This window comes from Deltaproteobacteria bacterium, assembly GCA_013151915.1.
Classification (GTDB): domain Bacteria; phylum BMS3Abin14; class BMS3Abin14; order BMS3Abin14; family BMS3Abin14; genus BMS3ABIN14.
The window spans coordinates 1-16,064 of the sequence record JAADHJ010000016.1 but is presented as its reverse complement, the minus strand read 5'-3'; the positions used below and the strand labels follow the sequence as shown (position 1 = coordinate 16,064).

Sequence of the window (16,064 nt, the reverse complement as noted above, 5' to 3'; positions counted from 1 at the left end):
TCCCATGGACACCGACAGCACCATTCAGACGGGCAGAGAAAAGCTGTTTCCCAATTACCGGCAGTACCCCATTGTCATCGAGCGGGGAAAGAACTGCAGGGTGTGGGACACGGATGGCAACGAGTATGTCGACTTCGTCGCGGGAATCGCCACCTGCAACCTGGGACACTGTCATCCCGCGGTAACGGAGGCGATCAGAGAACAGGCGCAAAAGGTTATTCACGTTTCCAACTGGTACTTCAACTCCCCCCAGGTCGAGCTGTCCCGAAGGCTGACGGACCTCACATCCATGGATCGTGTTTTCTTCTGCAACAGCGGCGCCGAGGCGGCTGAAGCCGCCATCAAGGCGGCACGTAAATGGGCACACGAGGAGCACGGTCCGGGACGATGCACGGTGATCAGTCTGCTCGGCGCCTTTCATGGCCGGACAATGAAGGCCCTCACGGCCACCGACCCCAAACATCACCACGCGGCCTTTTCCCCATATCCGGAGGGGTTTGTCCACATCCGTGCAGGTGACCTGGCGGCTCTCAGGGAACACATTCCCCACTCCTGCGCTTTCCTGATGGAACCCATCCAGGGTGAAGGCGGAGTCTACCCCATCGATCCGGACTTTGTAAGGGAAGCGGAAAGGGCATGCCGCGAGGGCGGGGTCCTCATGATAATGGATGAGGTGCAGACCGGAATGGGAAGATGCGGTTCGCTCCTTGCTTCAGAACTGATGGGAATAACGCCTGACATTGTCACCCTTGCCAAAGGGCTTGGGAACGGCTTCCCCATCGGAGCCGTGCTCGCCAAAGAGGAAGTGGCGTTACACCTTGGACCCGGGTCACACGGCAGCACCTTCGGAGGAAATCCCCTGGCCTGTTCGGCGGCCCTGGCCACTCTCAACACCATCGTTTCGGAGGATCTGCCCGGCAGGGCCCGTGTTGTGGGGGAGATCCTTCGCCAAGGCCTCGAGGAACTGCTCGGCCAAACACCCATGGCCCTGGAAGTCCGTGGAGCGGGTCTCCTGTTGGGCCTTGAGCTGAAAATCAAGGCGGGCCCCATAGTTGAGTCGCTGATGAAAAGGGGTTATCTCGTGACCGCCGTCCAGGAGAAAACCCTCAGGTTCACCCCTCCACTAACGGTGGAGGAGAAGGATATCCGCGGTCTTCTCGCCAACCTTAAAGATGTTGTTCTTTCAATGGATGATGACTTTTCATGAAGTCATCATCGCGCCCATTTTCACTTTTCGTGGAGTGAAAAAGCCATGAATGGATTTTTTGCGGCCCTATTAATGAAAGGCTCGTTGGAATGAAAAGGGACTTTCTCACTTTACGCGATCTGACCTCCGGGGAACTGGCTGGACTTGTCCTGCGAGCCTGGGAGATGAAACATCAACCGAAGGGACAGAACAGTTCCTGCCCTCTCATAGGCAAAAGCGTTGCCCTTCTGTTTGAAAAACCGTCAACCAGAACCCGGGTATCCTTTGAAGTTGGAATCTACCAGCTCGGCGGACAGTCCATTTTTCTGAGTCCAAGGGACGTTCAGCTATCCCGGGGTGAACCCCTTAACGATACCGCAAGGGTTCTTTCCCGGTACCTGTCTGCCCTGGTCATCAGAACCTACTCACAGGAAACATTGGAGATTCTGGCAAAAGAAGCCGGCATCCCCATCATCAACGCCTTGACGGACCTGGCCCATCCATGCCAGATCGTCGGTGATCTACTGACGGTTAAGGAATACACCGTGCAGATGGCCGGCACGAGGATTACATATGTCGGAGACGGCAACAACGTGGCCAACAGCCTCATCATCGGTTGCGCGGCCATGGGCCTTAACCTCGCCCTTGCATGTCCCGCCGGATACGATCCCGACCCGGCCTTCCTTGCTGAGGGGCAGAGGCGGGCTACGGAAAATGGAGGGACGGTCCGTGTTCTGAGGGATCCGGTCGAGGCCGCGGCGGGATCGCAGTTCCTGTACACCGATGTATGGACGAGCATGGGCCAGGAGGAAGAATCCGGGAAACGAAGGCGCGACCTGGCCGATTACCAGCTCAACGGAAAGCTCCTTGACGCGGCCCCGGGCGCCAGGATAATGCACTGTCTGCCCGCTCACAGGGGCGAGGAGATCACAGATGAAATGATGGAACATCCGGATTCCATCGTTTTCGATCAGGCGGAAAACCGGCTTCACGCGCAGAAAGCCATTTTGGAGTGGCTGTTAACGATGAGGGAGAAATGATGGCAAAACCGGAGATAAACAAGGCCGTCCTCGCCTACTCAGGTGGCTTGGACACGTCGGTCATCCTTACATGGTTAAAGGAGGAATACGGTTGTGAGGTGGTAGCCTTCGCGGCAGACCTTGGCCAGGGCGATGAGATGGACGGCATCCGGGAAAAGGCTCTGAAGACCGGGGCAAGCGAGGTCTTCATCGAGGATCTCAAGGAAGAATTCGTCAGGGATTTCGTCTTTCCGGCCCTGAAAGGCAACGCCATTTACGAGGGGTTCTACCTGCTTGGCACCTCCATCGCCCGGCCTCTTATCGCGAAGGCACAGATCGATATCGCCAGGCGGGTCGGTGCCGACGCGGTGGCCCATGGCGCTACCGGAAAGGGGAACGATCAGGTCAGGTTCGAGTTGGGCTATCACGCACTGATGCCCGGCGTTACCGTGATCGCCCCCTGGAGGGAATGGGACCTTGGCAGCAGGTCATCCCTCATGGAGTATGCCAGGAAACACGACATTCCCGTCCCGGTCACCAAGGACAAACCCTACAGCAGCGACCGAAACCTCCTCCACATCAGCTATGAGGGGGGCATCCTGGAGGATCCGTGGGAGGAGCCGGACGAGTCCATGTTCACCCTGACTGTAGCCCCTGAAAACGCCCCGGAAACTCCCGAGTACATAACGGTGGATTTCCAGGGCGGAACTCCTGTGAGCGTGAACGGGAAGGCGTTGTCCCCAGCCAATCTCCTCCAGAGTCTCAACGAGGCAGGCGGCAGGCACGGGGTGGGCAGGCTTGACATGGTGGAAAACCGCTATGTCGGGATAAAGTCCAGGGGCGTTTACGAAACCCCGGGGGGGACGATTCTCCATTATGCCCACCGCGCGGTGGAATCCCTGACCATGGACCGGGAGGTGATGCATCTGAGGGACTCCCTGACCCCTCGATTTTCAGAGCTGATCTATAACGGATATTGGTTCTCCCCCGAGATGGAGTGGATGTTGAAGTGTATCGATGAGACCCAACGGGACGTAACCGGAACCGCCAGGATTAAGCTCTACAAGGGCTCTTGCCGCGTTGTGGGGAGGAAGGCGCCCCATTCCCTCTATATGCACGATTTCGCCACCTTCGAGGAAGAATCGGTCTTTGACCAGGCCGACTCCACCGGTTTTATCAAGGTCAACGCGCTGCGCCTGCGAATCAACGCCCAGGCAAAGACCCGGGACAAGTAGTTTTTTGCTGTGAAGGGGTGGTAGGTACCATGAGCAAGAAACCATGGAAGGGCCGTTTTCAAGATGAAACCGCAGATCTTATGGAACGATTCTCCGAATCGGTTTCATTCGATCAAAGGCTGTACCGCCACGATATCGAGGGGAGCATGGCCCATGCCCGGATGCTGGGAGAGAGGGGCATCATCCCGGAGGAGGACGCCCGAAAAATAGTTGAAGGCCTTGTGAAGATCCGAGGCCAGATCGACAGTGGAACATTCCAATGGGATTCGTCCCTCGAGGACGTTCACATGAACATCGAATCCTCCCTGGGCGACCTTGTCGGGGACGCCGGCCTGAAACTCCACACGGCCAGGAGCCGCAACGACCAGGTTGCCCTGGATTTCAGGATGTTCATCCGGGAGGAGTCCGGAAAGATGGGTGACCTTCTTGCCGGCCTTCTTGAGGCCCTCCTTTCCGCGGCCGAGGGGAATTTCGGCACTGTGATGCCTGGTTATACCCACATGCAGCGCGCCCAGCCGGTCCTGCTTTCTCATCATCTTATGGCCTATTTCGAGATGTTCAGACGTGATCACGAACGATTTACCCGGATGGCGGACAGCCTCAACGTTTCCCCCCTGGGCGCCGGCGCTCTCGCGGGGACCACATTCCCCATTGATCGGGAAAAAACAGCACGGGACCTCGGTTTTTCCAGGATATCGCGAAACAGCATGGACGCCGTCTCCGACAGGGATTTTGCTGCGGAATTCCTTTTCACCGCGGCCCTGTGCCAGGTTCATCTCAGCCGCCTGGCCGAAGAGATCGTCCTATGGTCGACGCAGGAGTTCTCTTTCGTTATCCTGCCGGACTCCTACTGCACCGGAAGCAGCATGATGCCCCAGAAGAAAAATCCCGACCCGGCCGAGCTCGTGCGGGGTAAGACCGGAAGGGCCATTGGCAACCTGACGTCCCTGCTGGTTATCCTCAAGGGCCTGCCCATGACATATAACCGCGACCTCCAGGAGGATAAGGAACCGGTATTTGATTCGGCCGACACTCTCTCAGCCTCGCTTGAGGTCATGACGGGGTTGATCTCCAATACCCGATTCGACCAAAAGCGGCTTCAGAACGCCACGGTGGACGGCTTCACTACCGCCACCGATCTGGCCGACTACCTGGTCACCCGGGGCATCCCTTTCCGGAAGGCCCACGAGATTGCAGGACAAATGGTGGGAGCTTGCCTGGATAGGGGTTGTGCCCTCACCGATCTTACGCTCGACGAAATGCGGCATCACTCGGAACATATTGACCGGGATGTCTACGACGCACTGTCCGTTCAGTCTTCGGTAAAACGAAGGGATGTCCCCGGCGGAACCGCGCCCGGACGTGTTAAAAAAGCCATGGAAGAAGCCCGTGTTTTCCTCGATCAGAATACTGTTGATAATTAGCGCTCTGGCCCTTGCTGTGATGTCCGGTTCCTGCGGGGTCAAGGGGCCGCCGGCCAATCCCACAGGGTTTTGGGGCCCTGAGGGAACGCCCGCGGCAATAAACGCCGATTCCCCCTCCGCTACGACCGACATCCCGGCCCCGGTAATTGACAGTCCCTGATTTTCTCTGTTAGATTGAGTGTTCTTTTTATCGGGAAACATGCATCCGGGCCCATCAAGTATGACAACCTGGTTCCACCCCTACCCCAGGATACATGATTCGCGCACATCCTGATCGGTGTACTTATTGCGAGTCCATCAATCAGAAAAATCCAATTTCCTTTGCCGAGGCTCGTCGGAGTGCGTCAGGTGAACTACTTTACTTACAGGGAAAACGAGCTTTACTGCGAAGAGGTGCCGGTGGAGACCATCGCCGAGGAGGTAGGCACACCTTTCTACCTGTATAGCGCCACTACCATCGAACGCCATTACAGGGTATTTGAGGAAGCCTTCGCCGACGCCAGGCATCTCGTCTGTTTCTCGGTCAAATCCAACTCCAACATGGCCGTCCTCAACCTGATGGGATCCATGGGCTCGGGTGCCGACATCGTCTCGTCGGGGGAACTCTTCAGGGCGATGAAAAGCGGTATCGATCCTGGAAAAATTGTCTATTCCGGCGTGGGAAAGAGGGATGACGAGATTCGTTACGCCCTGTCCGCTGGGATACTGATGTTCAACGTTGAATCTGAAGAAGAGTTGAAGGCGATTGGACGTGTCGCCGGAGACATGTCCAAGGTGGCTCCGGTTTCCCTGCGCGTCAACCCTGACGTCGACCCCAAGACACACCCTTACATCTCCACCGGGATGAAAAAAAACAAGTTCGGCATTCCGATAATCGAGGCACGCTCTCTTTATCGGAAGGCCGCGGAGATGGACCATCTGAATGTGGTGGGGATCGGCTGCCACATCGGCTCACAGCTGACCACCTCCACCCCTTTCGGTGATGCGATATCGAAAATGATGGAGCTGGTCTACCATCTGGACAACGAGGGGATAAGGATAGATTACATTGACGTCGGCGGAGGGCTTGGTATTGTCTATGAAAAGGAATCCCCTCCGCTGCCTGCAGACTATGCCGAAACGGTCCTCCGCGCGGTGGGAAACTCCGACCGAACTCTCATTTTCGAGCCCGGCCGTGTTCTGTTGGGCAACGCCGGAGCGCTCGTAACCAGGGTGCTTTTCAACAAGCGGGGCCCAACAAAAAATTTCGTTATCGTGGACGCCGGCATGAACGATCTTATCCGGCCAAGCCTGTATGAGGCGTACCACGAGATCAAAACGGTGGTAAGGACCGACCGTACGGAGATTGTCACGGACGTCGTGGGGCCCATATGCGAATCCACCGATTTTCTGGCCAGGGACCATGTGCTTTCCCAGGTTGTCTCAGGTGAACTCCTGGCCGTAATGAGCGCCGGCGCCTACGGGTTTTCCATGGCATCCCAGTACAACTCCCGCCCACGATGTGCGGAGGTTATGGTAAGGGAGGGACGATTCCAGGTTATCCGGGACCGGGAGACCTTCGAGGACCTCGTTAAAGGGGAGCGGTTCCTTAGGGAATAATATGAAATTTCCCATAAACTTCACCAAAATGAGCGGCACGGGAAACGATTTCATCCTCATTGACAATCGATCCGGCGTTGTCGGGGAAGATGAAATGGTGCCTCTGGCTGTGCAGGTGTGCAGAAGACGCCAATCGGTGGGCGCCGACGGTCTTATACTTATCCATAACGACCCCGAGCTGGATTTTTCCTGGCGTTTTTTCAACTCCGACGGGAGTGAAGCTGAAATGTGCGGGAACGGGGCAAGGTGCGCCGCCCGCTTTGCCTTTACGGAAAATATTTCCGGGCCCTTGATGATTTTCAGGACGACGGCAGGGCCAATCGAAGCCGAGATGAGGGACAGCAGGGTCCGTATTCAACTCACCCCCCCGCAGGGCATGGAGAGGATATTTTCCCTCCGTCTGGGAGGTGAGGATGAGATTGAGGCTGGTTTCATCAACACCGGTGTGCCTCACACTGTGATCCTCGTGGACGAAGCGGACCTTGACGACACCCCGGTGCCGGATCTGGGCAGGGAGATCCGCTACCATCCCAGGTTCGCTCCGGCCGGCACCAATGTAAATTTCGTAGCGATTTCAGACACCCGGACTATTCGTATCAGGACTTACGAGAGGGGCGTTGAGGGAGAAACCCTGGCATGCGGAACCGGCGCCGTCGCTGCGGCGGTCATCTGCACGGCACGGAAATTAGTAACACCTCCGGTAGAGGTCAGGACATGCGGCGGAGAATCCCTTACCATTTACATTGATCCGGTCGATCCTGTCCGCGGCCGGACCTGTCTTGAAGGCGCTGCCCACATTATCTACCGCGGGCAGCTGACTGGGGAGACTGTCCCGGGAGGTAAAAATGTTTAAAGGGTGCATGACAGCTCTTATTACCCCATTTTCGGGAGGGAAAATCGATGCCGACGCTCTTCGCCGGCACATCGACTTCCAGATCGACAATGGGATCGACGGCCTGGTACCCTGCGGTACCACGGGTGAGGCTTCAACCCTGAACCATGAGGAGCACATCGAGGTGGTTCGGATCACAGTGGAGCATGTGAACGGCCGGGTGCCCGTCATTGCCGGGTCCGGCTCCAATTCCACCGAGGAAGCAGTCAGGCTGACCGAACGCGTCAGGGAAGTCGGCGCCGACGCCTGTCTGATGATCACCCCTTACTACAATAAACCTACCCAGGAGGGACTCTATCAGCATTTCAGCTACATCGCCGGACAGGTGGACATACCCATCATCCTCTACAATGTACCCGGAAGAACGGGGGTTAACATGCTGCCCGAGACTGTTGGCCGGCTGGCCGGGATACCCAATATTGTGGGGCTCAAGGACGCCACCGGTGACCTGAAGCAGGCCAGCTACACCATCCAAGCGGTAACGGACGACTTCGTTATCCTCTCCGGTGAGGACGCTCTGGCGTATCCCCTCATGAGTATCGGCGGCCGGGGGGTTATCTCCGTTGTATCCAACATCGCGCCCCGTCAGATGGCGGACCTGACAGGGTCCTTTCTTGGGGGTGATGTAAAGAAGGCCCGCGAGCTTCATCACCTGCTGCTGCCGCTGTGCGACGCCATGTTTCTGGAAACCAACCCAATCCCGGTCAAGGGAGCTCTCTTTATGATGGGCCGCATAAAAAATGAACTCAGACTGCCCATGGTCCCCCTGTCCGACGCTTCCCGATTGAAGCTCCGGAAAGCCCTCGGAGAGTTTGGCATAAATATCTCCTGACGGAATTTGAGGTCTATCCATGATCAAGGCAACCGTTTCAGGCGCCGCGGGCCGAATGGGCCGTGCCATTATCGGAGCAATGCATACCGCTGACGGTATCAGCCTGATCGGCGCTCTCGAGAGGAAAGGACATCCGGCCCTGGGGCAGGACGCGGGGCGGCTGGCGGGTAAAGGTGATTTGGGAATCCCCCTGGTCAGTGAAATTGCCCCTCTCCTCAAAGAGGCCGATGTCCTTATAGATTTTACCGCCCCCGACGCGGCCCTTCAGTCCGTGGAGGCATGTGCAAAGGCCGACACCCCGGCAGTGGTGGGGACCACCGGTCTTTCCTCCGATCAGGTCACCTCGATGACTCTCTTTTCACGGACCATCCCTGTCGTCCTCGCTCCAAACATGAGCGTAGGGGTAAACCTTCTGTTCAAGCTGGCCGAGACGGCGGCCAGGTCCCTTGGCGACGGTTATGATGTGGAGATTATCGAGGCCCATCACCGGCTGAAAAAGGACGCGCCGAGCGGCACCGCCATGCGCCTTGCCGAGGTGGTGGCCGGCGCGCTAGGGAGGGATCTTGACCGGACCGCGTGCTATTCCCGCCGGGGGATTATCGGGGAACGGGGAAAAGATGAGATCGGCATACAGACTATCCGGGCGGGCGACATTGTCGGGGAGCACACCCTTATCCTGGCAGGGCCGGGAGAACGCCTTGAACTGACTCACCGCGCCCACAACCGAGACAACTTCGCCCTTGGCGCCATTCGGGCTGCCCGGTGGGTCGTGAACCAGCCTGCCGGCCTGTACACCATGGCGGACGTACTTGGGTTGGGTTAGTAATCGAAAGGCCGGTTATGAAAATAGAGCAGGCTGACAGGCTGAAAATGCTCCCCCCATACCTCTTTGCCGAGATAGATCGCAAGAAGGCCGCATTGGCGGCCAGGGGAGTAGACATCATCAGCCTCGGCATCGGCGACCCCGATCTTCCCACACCGCCCCATATTATTGACCGCCTGAAGAGCTCTGCGGAAGATCCGGTCAATCACCAGTATCCAAGCTATGATGGATTGTTGAGTTTCCGCCGGTCTATTGCCGACTGGTATGCCGCCCGTTTCGGTGTGGACCTTGACCCCGAAAAAGAGGTCGTCTCTCTCGTCGGATCCAAGGAAGGGATCGCCCACATTCCCCTCGCCTTCGTTAATCCGGGCGACGTGGTGCTTTGTCCCGATCCGGCCTACCCGGTATACAATATCGGCACTCTTTTTGCCGGAGGCGTTCCCTACTTCATGCCGTTAGAGGAGAAAAATCGATTTCTTCCCGAGCTTGAAGCCGTGCCGAAGGATGTGCTCAAACGCGCCAGGCTGCTTTTTTTGAACTACCCCAACAACCCGACATCGGCATGCGCCGATGGGAATTTTTTTCGGCAGGTTGTTGACTTTGCCATGGAGAACGGCATCATGGTATGCCATGATGCCGCCTATACCGAGGTTTTCTTCGATGACGAGCCTCCCGTAAGCTTCCTGCAGACCCCGGGCGCTAAAGAGGTCTGTATCGAGTTTCACTCCCTGTCGAAAACCTACAACATGACAGGGTGGCGAATCGGGTTCGCATCGGGCAATGCCGAAGCGGTGGCCGGTCTCGGGAAGATCAAGAGCAATATCGATTCGGGAATTTTTCAGGCCATCCAGGAGGCAGGGATCACGGCGCTGGAATCCGATCAGGGACCTGTGGCCGAAATGCGGAGGATCTACCAGGGAAGAAGGGACCTGGCCTGCCGCTTTCTGAGCAGGATGGGGTTTTCCCTCACAGTGCCCAGGGCTACCTTCTACCTTTGGGTGGCCACCCCGGCGGGCCTGACCTCGGCGGATTTCGTCTCCCGGGTCCTTCAGGAGACGGGTGTTGTTCTCACCCCCGGAAACGGGTTCGGAAAACACGGCGAGGGGTACTTCCGCATCTCCCTGACGGTGAACGAACAGCGCCTCGAGGAGGCCTTCACGCGCATGGATCGGATGCAATGGTAGAACCGTTTTTTTGCGTGATTGCATTCTCGTCAAAAGATGACCTTTAGGAACGCCGTCTACATCGGGCTCGGGAGCAACATGGGTGACAGGGCCATCAACCTGGAAAAAGCTGTCATGATGCTTGACAGACACCCTGCCATTACGGTCAATGTACTGTCCGCGGTATACGAAACGGATCCGGTCGGCGACGTGCAAGGGGGACCTTTTCTCAACATCGCGGCCTCGATTTCCACGACCCTTGAACCCATTGACCTGCTGAAATCTCTCCTTCACATTGAGAAAACCATGGGAAGGGTCAGGACCCCCGGGGTTGTTGCCCCGAGGGCCATTGATCTGGACATTCTGCTTTTCGAGGATTTATTGATGGACACTCCCGAACTGACCATTCCTCACCCGCGGCTCCGGTCGAGACGATTTGTCCTCGAACCCCTGAAGGAGCTGGCTCCTCTCCTCAAAATACCGGGGACAGATAAGACCATCAGGGAGATTGGCCGAGAGGTTGAAGAAAAACACCCGGAACAGGTAATTCGACCCATGGGGAGATTGGGTGATGATTGATAAAAGATATATCGTGGTCGAAGGACCCATCGGCGTTGGAAAAACGAGCCTCGTGGAGATGATCGGCGAGGAGTTCGGGGCAAGGGTCATCCTTGAAAGGGTTGAGGACAATCCTTTCCTTCCCGGATTCTATCGCGATCCGTCCAGACATGCCTTTCAGACCCAGATATTCTTCCTCCTGAGCCGCTTTCAGCAGCAAAAAGAGCTTGCACAACAGGATCTTTTCAGCCAGAGTATAGTCTGTGATTATCTGTTCGCCAAGGATCGCATCTTCGCGTCGGTAAACCTTGGTGAGGATGAGCTTGCGTTATACCGGCAGATATACAGCCTGTTGGACCAGAGGATACCAAGGCCGGATCTCGTGATTTACCTCCAGTCCCCCACCGAGGTGCTTCAGCAACGTATCAGGAGGAGGGGCAGGAGTTTTGAAAGAGAGATAAACCGCGATTATATCGCGGCTGTCAACGAGGCCTATAACAGGTTCTTTTTTAGTTACGATCGAACCCCTCTCCTGATCATCAACACCGCTGATGTTGATTTCGTCAGGAGACCGGAGGACTTCCAGGACCTGGTCCGGGAGATCCGAAGGATGAGAAAAGGGGTTCAATTCTATGTGCCGCTTGGATCCGCCTGAGGTGGACCGGGACGGGGGTTAATATTGAAGCTGCGTTCCATCGGCAGTCCCCGTCCGCGTACGGGGTTTTTTTTTGCAGCCCCTCCACCGGGTCTACCGAGTTCCAACCGGCATTAAGCGAGGTGGAAATGAAAAAACAGGTCACCAACCAGACCATAATGGGAATGAAAGGGAAGGAAAAGATAGCCATGTTAACGGCTTTTGACTACCCCTCCGCCCTGTTCGGGGAGAGAGCCGGGGCTGAGATTATCCTCGTTGGAGATTCCCTCGGACAGACGGTACTCGGATACGACACTACCCTGCCTGTCACCATGGAAGATATGCTCCATCACACGCGGGCAGCCGCCAGGGGATGTGAAAACGCCTATCTCGTTGCGGATATGCCGTTTGGTTCCTACCAGGCCGGTCCCGACCAGGCTTTCAGGAACGCTGCCCGGTTTCTCAAGGAGGCCGGTGCAAAGAGCGTCAAGCTGGAGGGCGGTGTCCACATGGCCGCGACCATCGAATTCCTGGCCGCCAGGGGAATTCCCGTTATGGGTCATGTCGGTCTTACACCGCAATCCGTCCACCAGATGGGAGGGTACAGGATACAGGGACGCGGAGAGGAGGGTCTCGCGGCTCTCCTGGAGGACGCCAGGGCCGTTCAGGAATCCGGCGCCTACTCCATGGTCCTTGAGGGAATACCATTGGAGGCCGCCAGAAGGATCACCCGGGATCTCGTGATTCCTACCATCGGTATTGGCGCCGGACCCTTCTGCGATGGGCAGGTTCTGGTTTTTAACGATGTGCTGGGCATCTACGACCGGTTTGTCCCGAAGTTCGTCAAACGCTACGCACAGCTGGGGGCTGAAATGGAAAAAGCCCTGGGGGAGTTCGTCAGGGACATCAAAGATGAAAAGTTCCCCGATGAGGAACACAGTTATGAATAGGAACACCCGCTACGAAAATTGATGACTTCGCAAAAAGTCATCAATGCGCCCACTTAAGGGGCGCCCAGATCAATGACTTGTCCCGCAGGTCATCGATTTGCGGGACAAGTTGTTGATCTGTAAGGAAAGTGAAAATGACACTTTTCGCTTTCCGTGGAGTAAAAGGCCACGAATGGACTTTTTACGACACAATCAAAGGTAGAAGATGAAGATTATTTCGACCATACAACAGATGCATGAATACGCGGTCCGGCGGAGGCACGACGGTGACCGGATCGGGTTCGTCCCCACCATGGGATTTCTTCACGAGGGGCATTTGAGCCTGATTAGAAAGGCCCGGGAGGAAAACCACACCCTCGTAACGAGTATCTTCGTAAATCCGACCCAGTTCGGCCCCACCGAGGATCTGGAAAGCTACCCGAGAGACATGGAGCGGGATGCCGCTTTGTGCCGCGATTCCGGTGTGGATGTCCTTTTCGCCCCCTCGGCCGAGCAGATGTATCCGGATGGTTTTTGTACCACCGTCCATGTCGCCGGTCTGACGGATGTGCTGTGCGGCCGGTCCAGGCCGGGCCACTTCGACGGCGTCACAACGGTCGTGGTCAAACTTTTCTCCATCGTCCGCCCCCACAGGACATACTTCGGCCTGAAGGACTACCAGCAGTATCTGGTCATAAGGAGAATGGCCCGGGACCTTGATCTGGACCTGGAAGTAATCGGGCTTCCCATCGTACGGGAGGACGATGGCCTTGCAATGAGCAGCAGGAACACTTACCTCTCCACTGAGGAACGCGTGAGCGCCCTTTCCCTCAACCGATCCCTGGACGCGGCGAAACGTATGGTCGCCTCCGGAATTCGGGACACGAAAACCATTGAGGCCCGGGTTCGATCAATAATCGAAGAGGAGCCGCACACCAGGGTGGATTACGTCCAGGTGGTGAACGCGCAGGACCTTACCCCCATGGATCACATGGAGGAGGACGCGCTGCTTGCGCTGGCCGTCTCTGTCGGCGGCGCCAAGCTTATCGACAACGCTATTTTACAAACAGGCAAATCGGAAAAACCATTGATGGACTCTTTACGACACAATCAAAATTGATGACTTCGTAAAAAGTCATCAACGCGCCCACTCAGGGGCGCGCAAATCGAAACTGGAGGCATAAGAAAAATGAGATACACGTTGCTTGCGGGCAAGATCCATCGTGCGACAGTAACGAATACCGATCTGGAGTACGAAGGATCCATCACCATTGACAAGGACCTCCTTGAAGCGGCCAGGATTCCCCTGTACTCCCAGGTCCAGATCTACAACATCACCAACGGGGAGAGGTTCGAGACCTACGCCATCATGGGCGGACGGGGGTCGGGCACCATTGCGCTTAACGGCGCCGCCGCGCACAAGGCAAATGCCGGGGATATTATCATCATCGCGTGCTATTGCCATGTTTCGGCCAAGGATGTTCTCTCCCATAAACCGTCACTGGTCTACGTGGACCAAAACAACGCCATCACCGAGACAAAACAGGGATAGCCCCACTTGGCGTGTCGATATTTTACGACACGCTGCCGGGGGACCGTACATTGGCTGATATAATAACTCCCGGAAAAATTGCACCGTTCAAGTGGGAGATCCCCATCGGGACTGTTCCCGGAATGAGGGTTCACGGGATCATCTACGCGGACGAAACCCTCATGGAGGACATCCGGCAGGACAAAAGCGCCCTCCAGGTGGCCAACGGAGCCACACTGCCCGGTATCGTCGTGGCATCCATGGCAATGCCTGATATTCACTTCGGTTATGGTCTTCCCATCGGAGGGGTCGTGGCCACCGACATTCAGAACGACGGAATCATATCCCCCGGCGGCACGGGATACGACATCAACTGCGGGGTGAGGTTGGCAGTCACCGGACTCGACCGTAAGGGATTGGAAAAAAGGAACACCCTTGAGCGTCTGGCCGATTCTCTCTTCGCCGGAGTACCCTCGGGCGTCGGCTCCAGGGGCCCAATCCGGTTGAGCAGGCCCGAGCAGGAGAAAGTCCTCGTCAAAGGTTCACGCTGGGCGGTGGAAAAGGGCCTGGGAGATCCTGACGATCTGACCCACACCGAGGAGGGCGGCTGCCTTGAAGGCGCTGACCCGGCGCAGGTCAGCGACCGTTCCCTGCAGAGGGGGTCCTCCCAGCAGGGAACCCTGGGATCCGGAAACCACTTCGTCGAGGTCCAGTACGTAGACAGGATATTTGACCCCGAGGCGGCCTCCGCCTTCGGGATACACAAGGACCAGATAACCGTCATGGTCCACTCCGGGTCCCGGGGATTCGGCCACCAGGTCTGTACGGACCACCTGGAGAGGATGAACAGGGCGGCGGGGAAATATGGCATCGAGCTTCCCGACCGGCAGCTCGTCTGCGCACCGTTCCGTTCCCCGGAGGGCCGGAGCTACTGGGGGGCCATGAAGTGCGCCGCCAACTACGCGTGGGCAAACCGCCAGTGCCTCATGAACCGTGTCCGGGAGATAATGATGGATTTCTTCTCCATGGGGCCCGGGGACCTGGGGTTCCGGCTGGTTTACGACGTGGCCCACAACATCGTCAAACTGGAGTCCCACCGGGTGGGTGGAAAAGAGCGTATTCTGGCCGTCCACCGGAAGGGCGCCACACGCGCCTTCCCGCCGGGGCACCCGGACCTGCCCGCCGATTACAGGCCGTTTGGACAGCCCGTCATTATTCCCGGTGACATGGGCACGGCCTCCTACCTTCTCAGAGGAACGGAAACGGGCATGGCCGAGACCTTCGGGAGCACCTGCCACGGCGCCGGGAGGGTTCTGTCCCGGAAGGCCGCCATCAGGCAAGCCAAGGGCAGGTCAATTACCCGGGAACTGGAGGACAGGGGGGTCTTCGCCCGGGCGTCGGGGAGAACATCGCTGATGGAGGAGATGCCCGAGGCCTACAAGGACGTCTCGCGGGTGGTGGAGGTAGTTCACAGGGCCGGGATCGCCTCGAAGGTGGCCAGGATGCGGCCGCTGTGCGTGGTCAAGGGTTAAGGAACTTACCGAAAAGCTAATTTAACACGGAGTACACAGGGTTAATAGACAGGGTACACGGATAGAATCGTGAAGTTTAATACCAGAACCATGGGTTAGATCTCTCCCGCGAAACCCTCACCTGAAACCCTGTGGAGCAGCCTTCGAGCGGCTGCACTGTGTTGGATTATCTTTTTACGTCATAACGGAATTTCCAGGTCAGGACAACCATGGACATGAGTAAAAGGGCCAGCAGCAGGGCGGCCCAGGCGGGTCCGACCCTCAGGGATACCCACGCGAAGCCGATGAGGGGAAGCAGGAGGACGCGGGCGACCGGTTTTAGCCATGGATGATCATCCAGCCATTGCGCGGCGGGGGGTGAGTAGCGGTAATAACATGGCGACGAACCATTTTCCGGGACCGTTGGTCAAAAGGTCGGCATCCCTGAAATCCCTGAGCACCCTCACGGCGGGGGCCTCGTAGGATCCGAAGGCCGCCGTGGCGATGAAGCATCCTCCGCCTCCTCCGGATGAGGCCGAATTTATGACGGTGATTACCCCGCTGGTATCGGCGGGACTCCCGTCAATGCCCAGGCTGACCCGCGTCCGCCCTTCCGCCAGCGCCGTGAAGACCCCGGTGACAGGATCGATGGACCCTATCGATGTATCGGCCACCGACCATGTGGGGATCCCGGCGAGCAGGCTTGTAAAAGCAACGGTGTCCCCCGC

The 16,064-nt window shown here is 57.2% G+C and carries 17 protein-coding genes; 16 read left to right on the top strand and 1 reads right to left on the bottom strand.

Translation table 11 applies throughout. The features are described from left to right. Positions 1 to 4 precede the first annotated feature (4 nt). The 16 genes from GXP52_03490 (at position 5) to GXP52_03415 (ending at position 15,357) form a co-directional block, all read left to right on the top strand. Positions 5 to 1,207 (top strand): acetylornithine/succinylornithine family transaminase, encoded by a 1,203-nt coding sequence (locus GXP52_03490; GenBank protein NOY86350.1) that lies wholly within the window; start codon positions 5 to 7, stop codon positions 1,205 to 1,207. 89 nt (positions 1,208 to 1,296) lie between these two features. Next, positions 1,297 to 2,226 carry an ornithine carbamoyltransferase gene (gene argF / locus GXP52_03485; protein ID NOY86349.1) on the top strand — a complete coding sequence of 310 codons (930 nt, stop codon included), beginning with the start codon at positions 1,297 to 1,299 and terminating at the stop codon, positions 2,224 to 2,226. After that, positions 2,226 to 3,440 carry an argininosuccinate synthase gene (locus tag GXP52_03480; protein ID NOY86348.1) on the top strand — a complete coding sequence of 405 codons (1,215 nt, stop codon included), beginning with the start codon at positions 2,226 to 2,228 and terminating at the stop codon, positions 3,438 to 3,440. The genes argF and GXP52_03480 overlap by 1 nt, the downstream gene beginning before the upstream one ends. Before the next feature lie 29 nt (positions 3,441 to 3,469). Then, entirely contained in the window at positions 3,470 to 4,864 is a 1,395-nt protein-coding gene (argH, locus tag GXP52_03475) for an argininosuccinate lyase (GenBank protein ID NOY86347.1), read from the top strand. Further along, the gene (locus tag GXP52_03470) at positions 4,854 to 5,024 is read left to right on the top strand and encodes a hypothetical protein (protein ID NOY86346.1); all 171 of its coding nucleotides are present in this window, start codon (positions 4,854 to 4,856) and stop codon (positions 5,022 to 5,024) included. Before argH ends, GXP52_03470 begins: the two co-directional genes overlap by 11 nt. A 188-nt stretch (positions 5,025 to 5,212) precedes the next feature. Further along, positions 5,213 to 6,463 (top strand): diaminopimelate decarboxylase, encoded by a 1,251-nt coding sequence (lysA, locus tag GXP52_03465; GenBank protein NOY86345.1) that lies wholly within the window; start codon positions 5,213 to 5,215, stop codon positions 6,461 to 6,463. Between the two features lies 1 nt (position 6,464). Continuing rightward, on the top strand, positions 6,465 to 7,316 hold the full coding sequence (locus GXP52_03460) for a diaminopimelate epimerase (protein NOY86344.1): 852 nt from the start codon (positions 6,465 to 6,467) through the stop codon (positions 7,314 to 7,316). Further along, complete coding sequence (locus tag GXP52_03455) at positions 7,309 to 8,187, top strand: 4-hydroxy-tetrahydrodipicolinate synthase (GenBank protein ID NOY86343.1); 879 nt, start codon at positions 7,309 to 7,311, stop codon at positions 8,185 to 8,187. Before GXP52_03460 ends, GXP52_03455 begins: the two co-directional genes overlap by 8 nt. Before the next feature lie 19 nt (positions 8,188 to 8,206). After that, on the top strand, positions 8,207 to 9,010 hold the full coding sequence (gene dapB, locus GXP52_03450) for a 4-hydroxy-tetrahydrodipicolinate reductase (GenBank protein NOY86342.1): 804 nt from the start codon (positions 8,207 to 8,209) through the stop codon (positions 9,008 to 9,010). Positions 9,011 to 9,027: 17 nt separating this feature from the next. Continuing rightward, positions 9,028 to 10,194: an LL-diaminopimelate aminotransferase gene (locus GXP52_03445; protein ID NOY86341.1), complete on the top strand. Its 1,167-nt coding sequence runs from the start codon at positions 9,028 to 9,030 to the stop codon at positions 10,192 to 10,194. Between the two features lie 36 nt (positions 10,195 to 10,230). After that, positions 10,231 to 10,752: a 2-amino-4-hydroxy-6-hydroxymethyldihydropteridine diphosphokinase gene (gene folK / locus GXP52_03440; GenBank protein NOY86340.1), complete on the top strand. Its 522-nt coding sequence runs from the start codon at positions 10,231 to 10,233 to the stop codon at positions 10,750 to 10,752. Beyond that, complete coding sequence (locus tag GXP52_03435) at positions 10,745 to 11,386, top strand: deoxynucleoside kinase (protein ID NOY86339.1); 642 nt, start codon at positions 10,745 to 10,747, stop codon at positions 11,384 to 11,386. Before folK ends, GXP52_03435 begins: the two co-directional genes overlap by 8 nt. 128 nt (positions 11,387 to 11,514) lie before the next feature. Further along, entirely contained in the window at positions 11,515 to 12,315 is an 801-nt protein-coding gene (panB, locus tag GXP52_03430) for a 3-methyl-2-oxobutanoate hydroxymethyltransferase (protein NOY86338.1), read from the top strand. 205 nt (positions 12,316 to 12,520) lie between these two features. Then, the gene (locus tag GXP52_03425; GenBank protein NOY86337.1) at positions 12,521 to 13,414 is read left to right on the top strand and encodes a pantoate--beta-alanine ligase; all 894 of its coding nucleotides are present in this window, start codon (positions 12,521 to 12,523) and stop codon (positions 13,412 to 13,414) included. Between the two features lie 69 nt (positions 13,415 to 13,483). Continuing rightward, a complete protein-coding gene (locus GXP52_03420; GenBank protein ID NOY86336.1) occupies positions 13,484 to 13,846 on the top strand; it encodes an aspartate 1-decarboxylase in 363 nt (120 codons plus the stop codon). 122 nt (positions 13,847 to 13,968) lie between these two features. After that, the gene (locus GXP52_03415; GenBank protein ID NOY86335.1) at positions 13,969 to 15,357 is read left to right on the top strand and encodes an RtcB family protein; all 1,389 of its coding nucleotides are present in this window, start codon (positions 13,969 to 13,971) and stop codon (positions 15,355 to 15,357) included. A 332-nt stretch (positions 15,358 to 15,689) separates the two neighbouring features. Here the strand turns inward: GXP52_03415 and GXP52_03410 are convergent. Then, a partial coding sequence (locus tag GXP52_03410; protein NOY86334.1) for a hypothetical protein occupies positions 15,690 to 16,064 on the bottom strand: 375 nt, incomplete at its 5' end.

What these genes read in the sequence shown, in the direction of transcription:
- GXP52_03490 (NOY86350.1), top strand. Translation starts at nt 5, where the DNA reads ATGGACACCGACAGCACCATTCAGACGGGCAGAGAAAAGCTGTTTCCC.
- argF (NOY86349.1), top strand. Translation starts at nt 1,297, where the DNA reads ATGAAAAGGGACTTTCTCACTTTACGCGATCTGACCTCCGGGGAACTG.
- GXP52_03480 (NOY86348.1), top strand. Translation starts at nt 2,226, where the DNA reads ATGGCAAAACCGGAGATAAACAAGGCCGTCCTCGCCTACTCAGGTGGC.
- argH (NOY86347.1), top strand. Translation starts at nt 3,470, where the DNA reads ATGAGCAAGAAACCATGGAAGGGCCGTTTTCAAGATGAAACCGCAGAT.
- GXP52_03460 (NOY86344.1), top strand. Translation starts at nt 6,465, where the DNA reads ATGAAATTTCCCATAAACTTCACCAAAATGAGCGGCACGGGAAACGAT.
- GXP52_03455 (NOY86343.1), top strand. Translation starts at nt 7,309, where the DNA reads ATGTTTAAAGGGTGCATGACAGCTCTTATTACCCCATTTTCGGGAGGG.
- dapB (NOY86342.1), top strand. Translation starts at nt 8,207, where the DNA reads ATGATCAAGGCAACCGTTTCAGGCGCCGCGGGCCGAATGGGCCGTGCC.
- GXP52_03445 (NOY86341.1), top strand. Translation starts at nt 9,028, where the DNA reads ATGAAAATAGAGCAGGCTGACAGGCTGAAAATGCTCCCCCCATACCTC.
- folK (NOY86340.1), top strand. Translation starts at nt 10,231, where the DNA reads ATGACCTTTAGGAACGCCGTCTACATCGGGCTCGGGAGCAACATGGGT.
- GXP52_03435 (NOY86339.1), top strand. Translation starts at nt 10,745, where the DNA reads ATGATTGATAAAAGATATATCGTGGTCGAAGGACCCATCGGCGTTGGA.
- panB (NOY86338.1), top strand. Translation starts at nt 11,515, where the DNA reads ATGAAAAAACAGGTCACCAACCAGACCATAATGGGAATGAAAGGGAAG.
- GXP52_03425 (NOY86337.1), top strand. Translation starts at nt 12,521, where the DNA reads ATGAAGATTATTTCGACCATACAACAGATGCATGAATACGCGGTCCGG.
- GXP52_03420 (NOY86336.1), top strand. Translation starts at nt 13,484, where the DNA reads ATGAGATACACGTTGCTTGCGGGCAAGATCCATCGTGCGACAGTAACG.
- GXP52_03415 (NOY86335.1), top strand. Translation starts at nt 13,969, where the DNA reads ATGAGGGTTCACGGGATCATCTACGCGGACGAAACCCTCATGGAGGAC.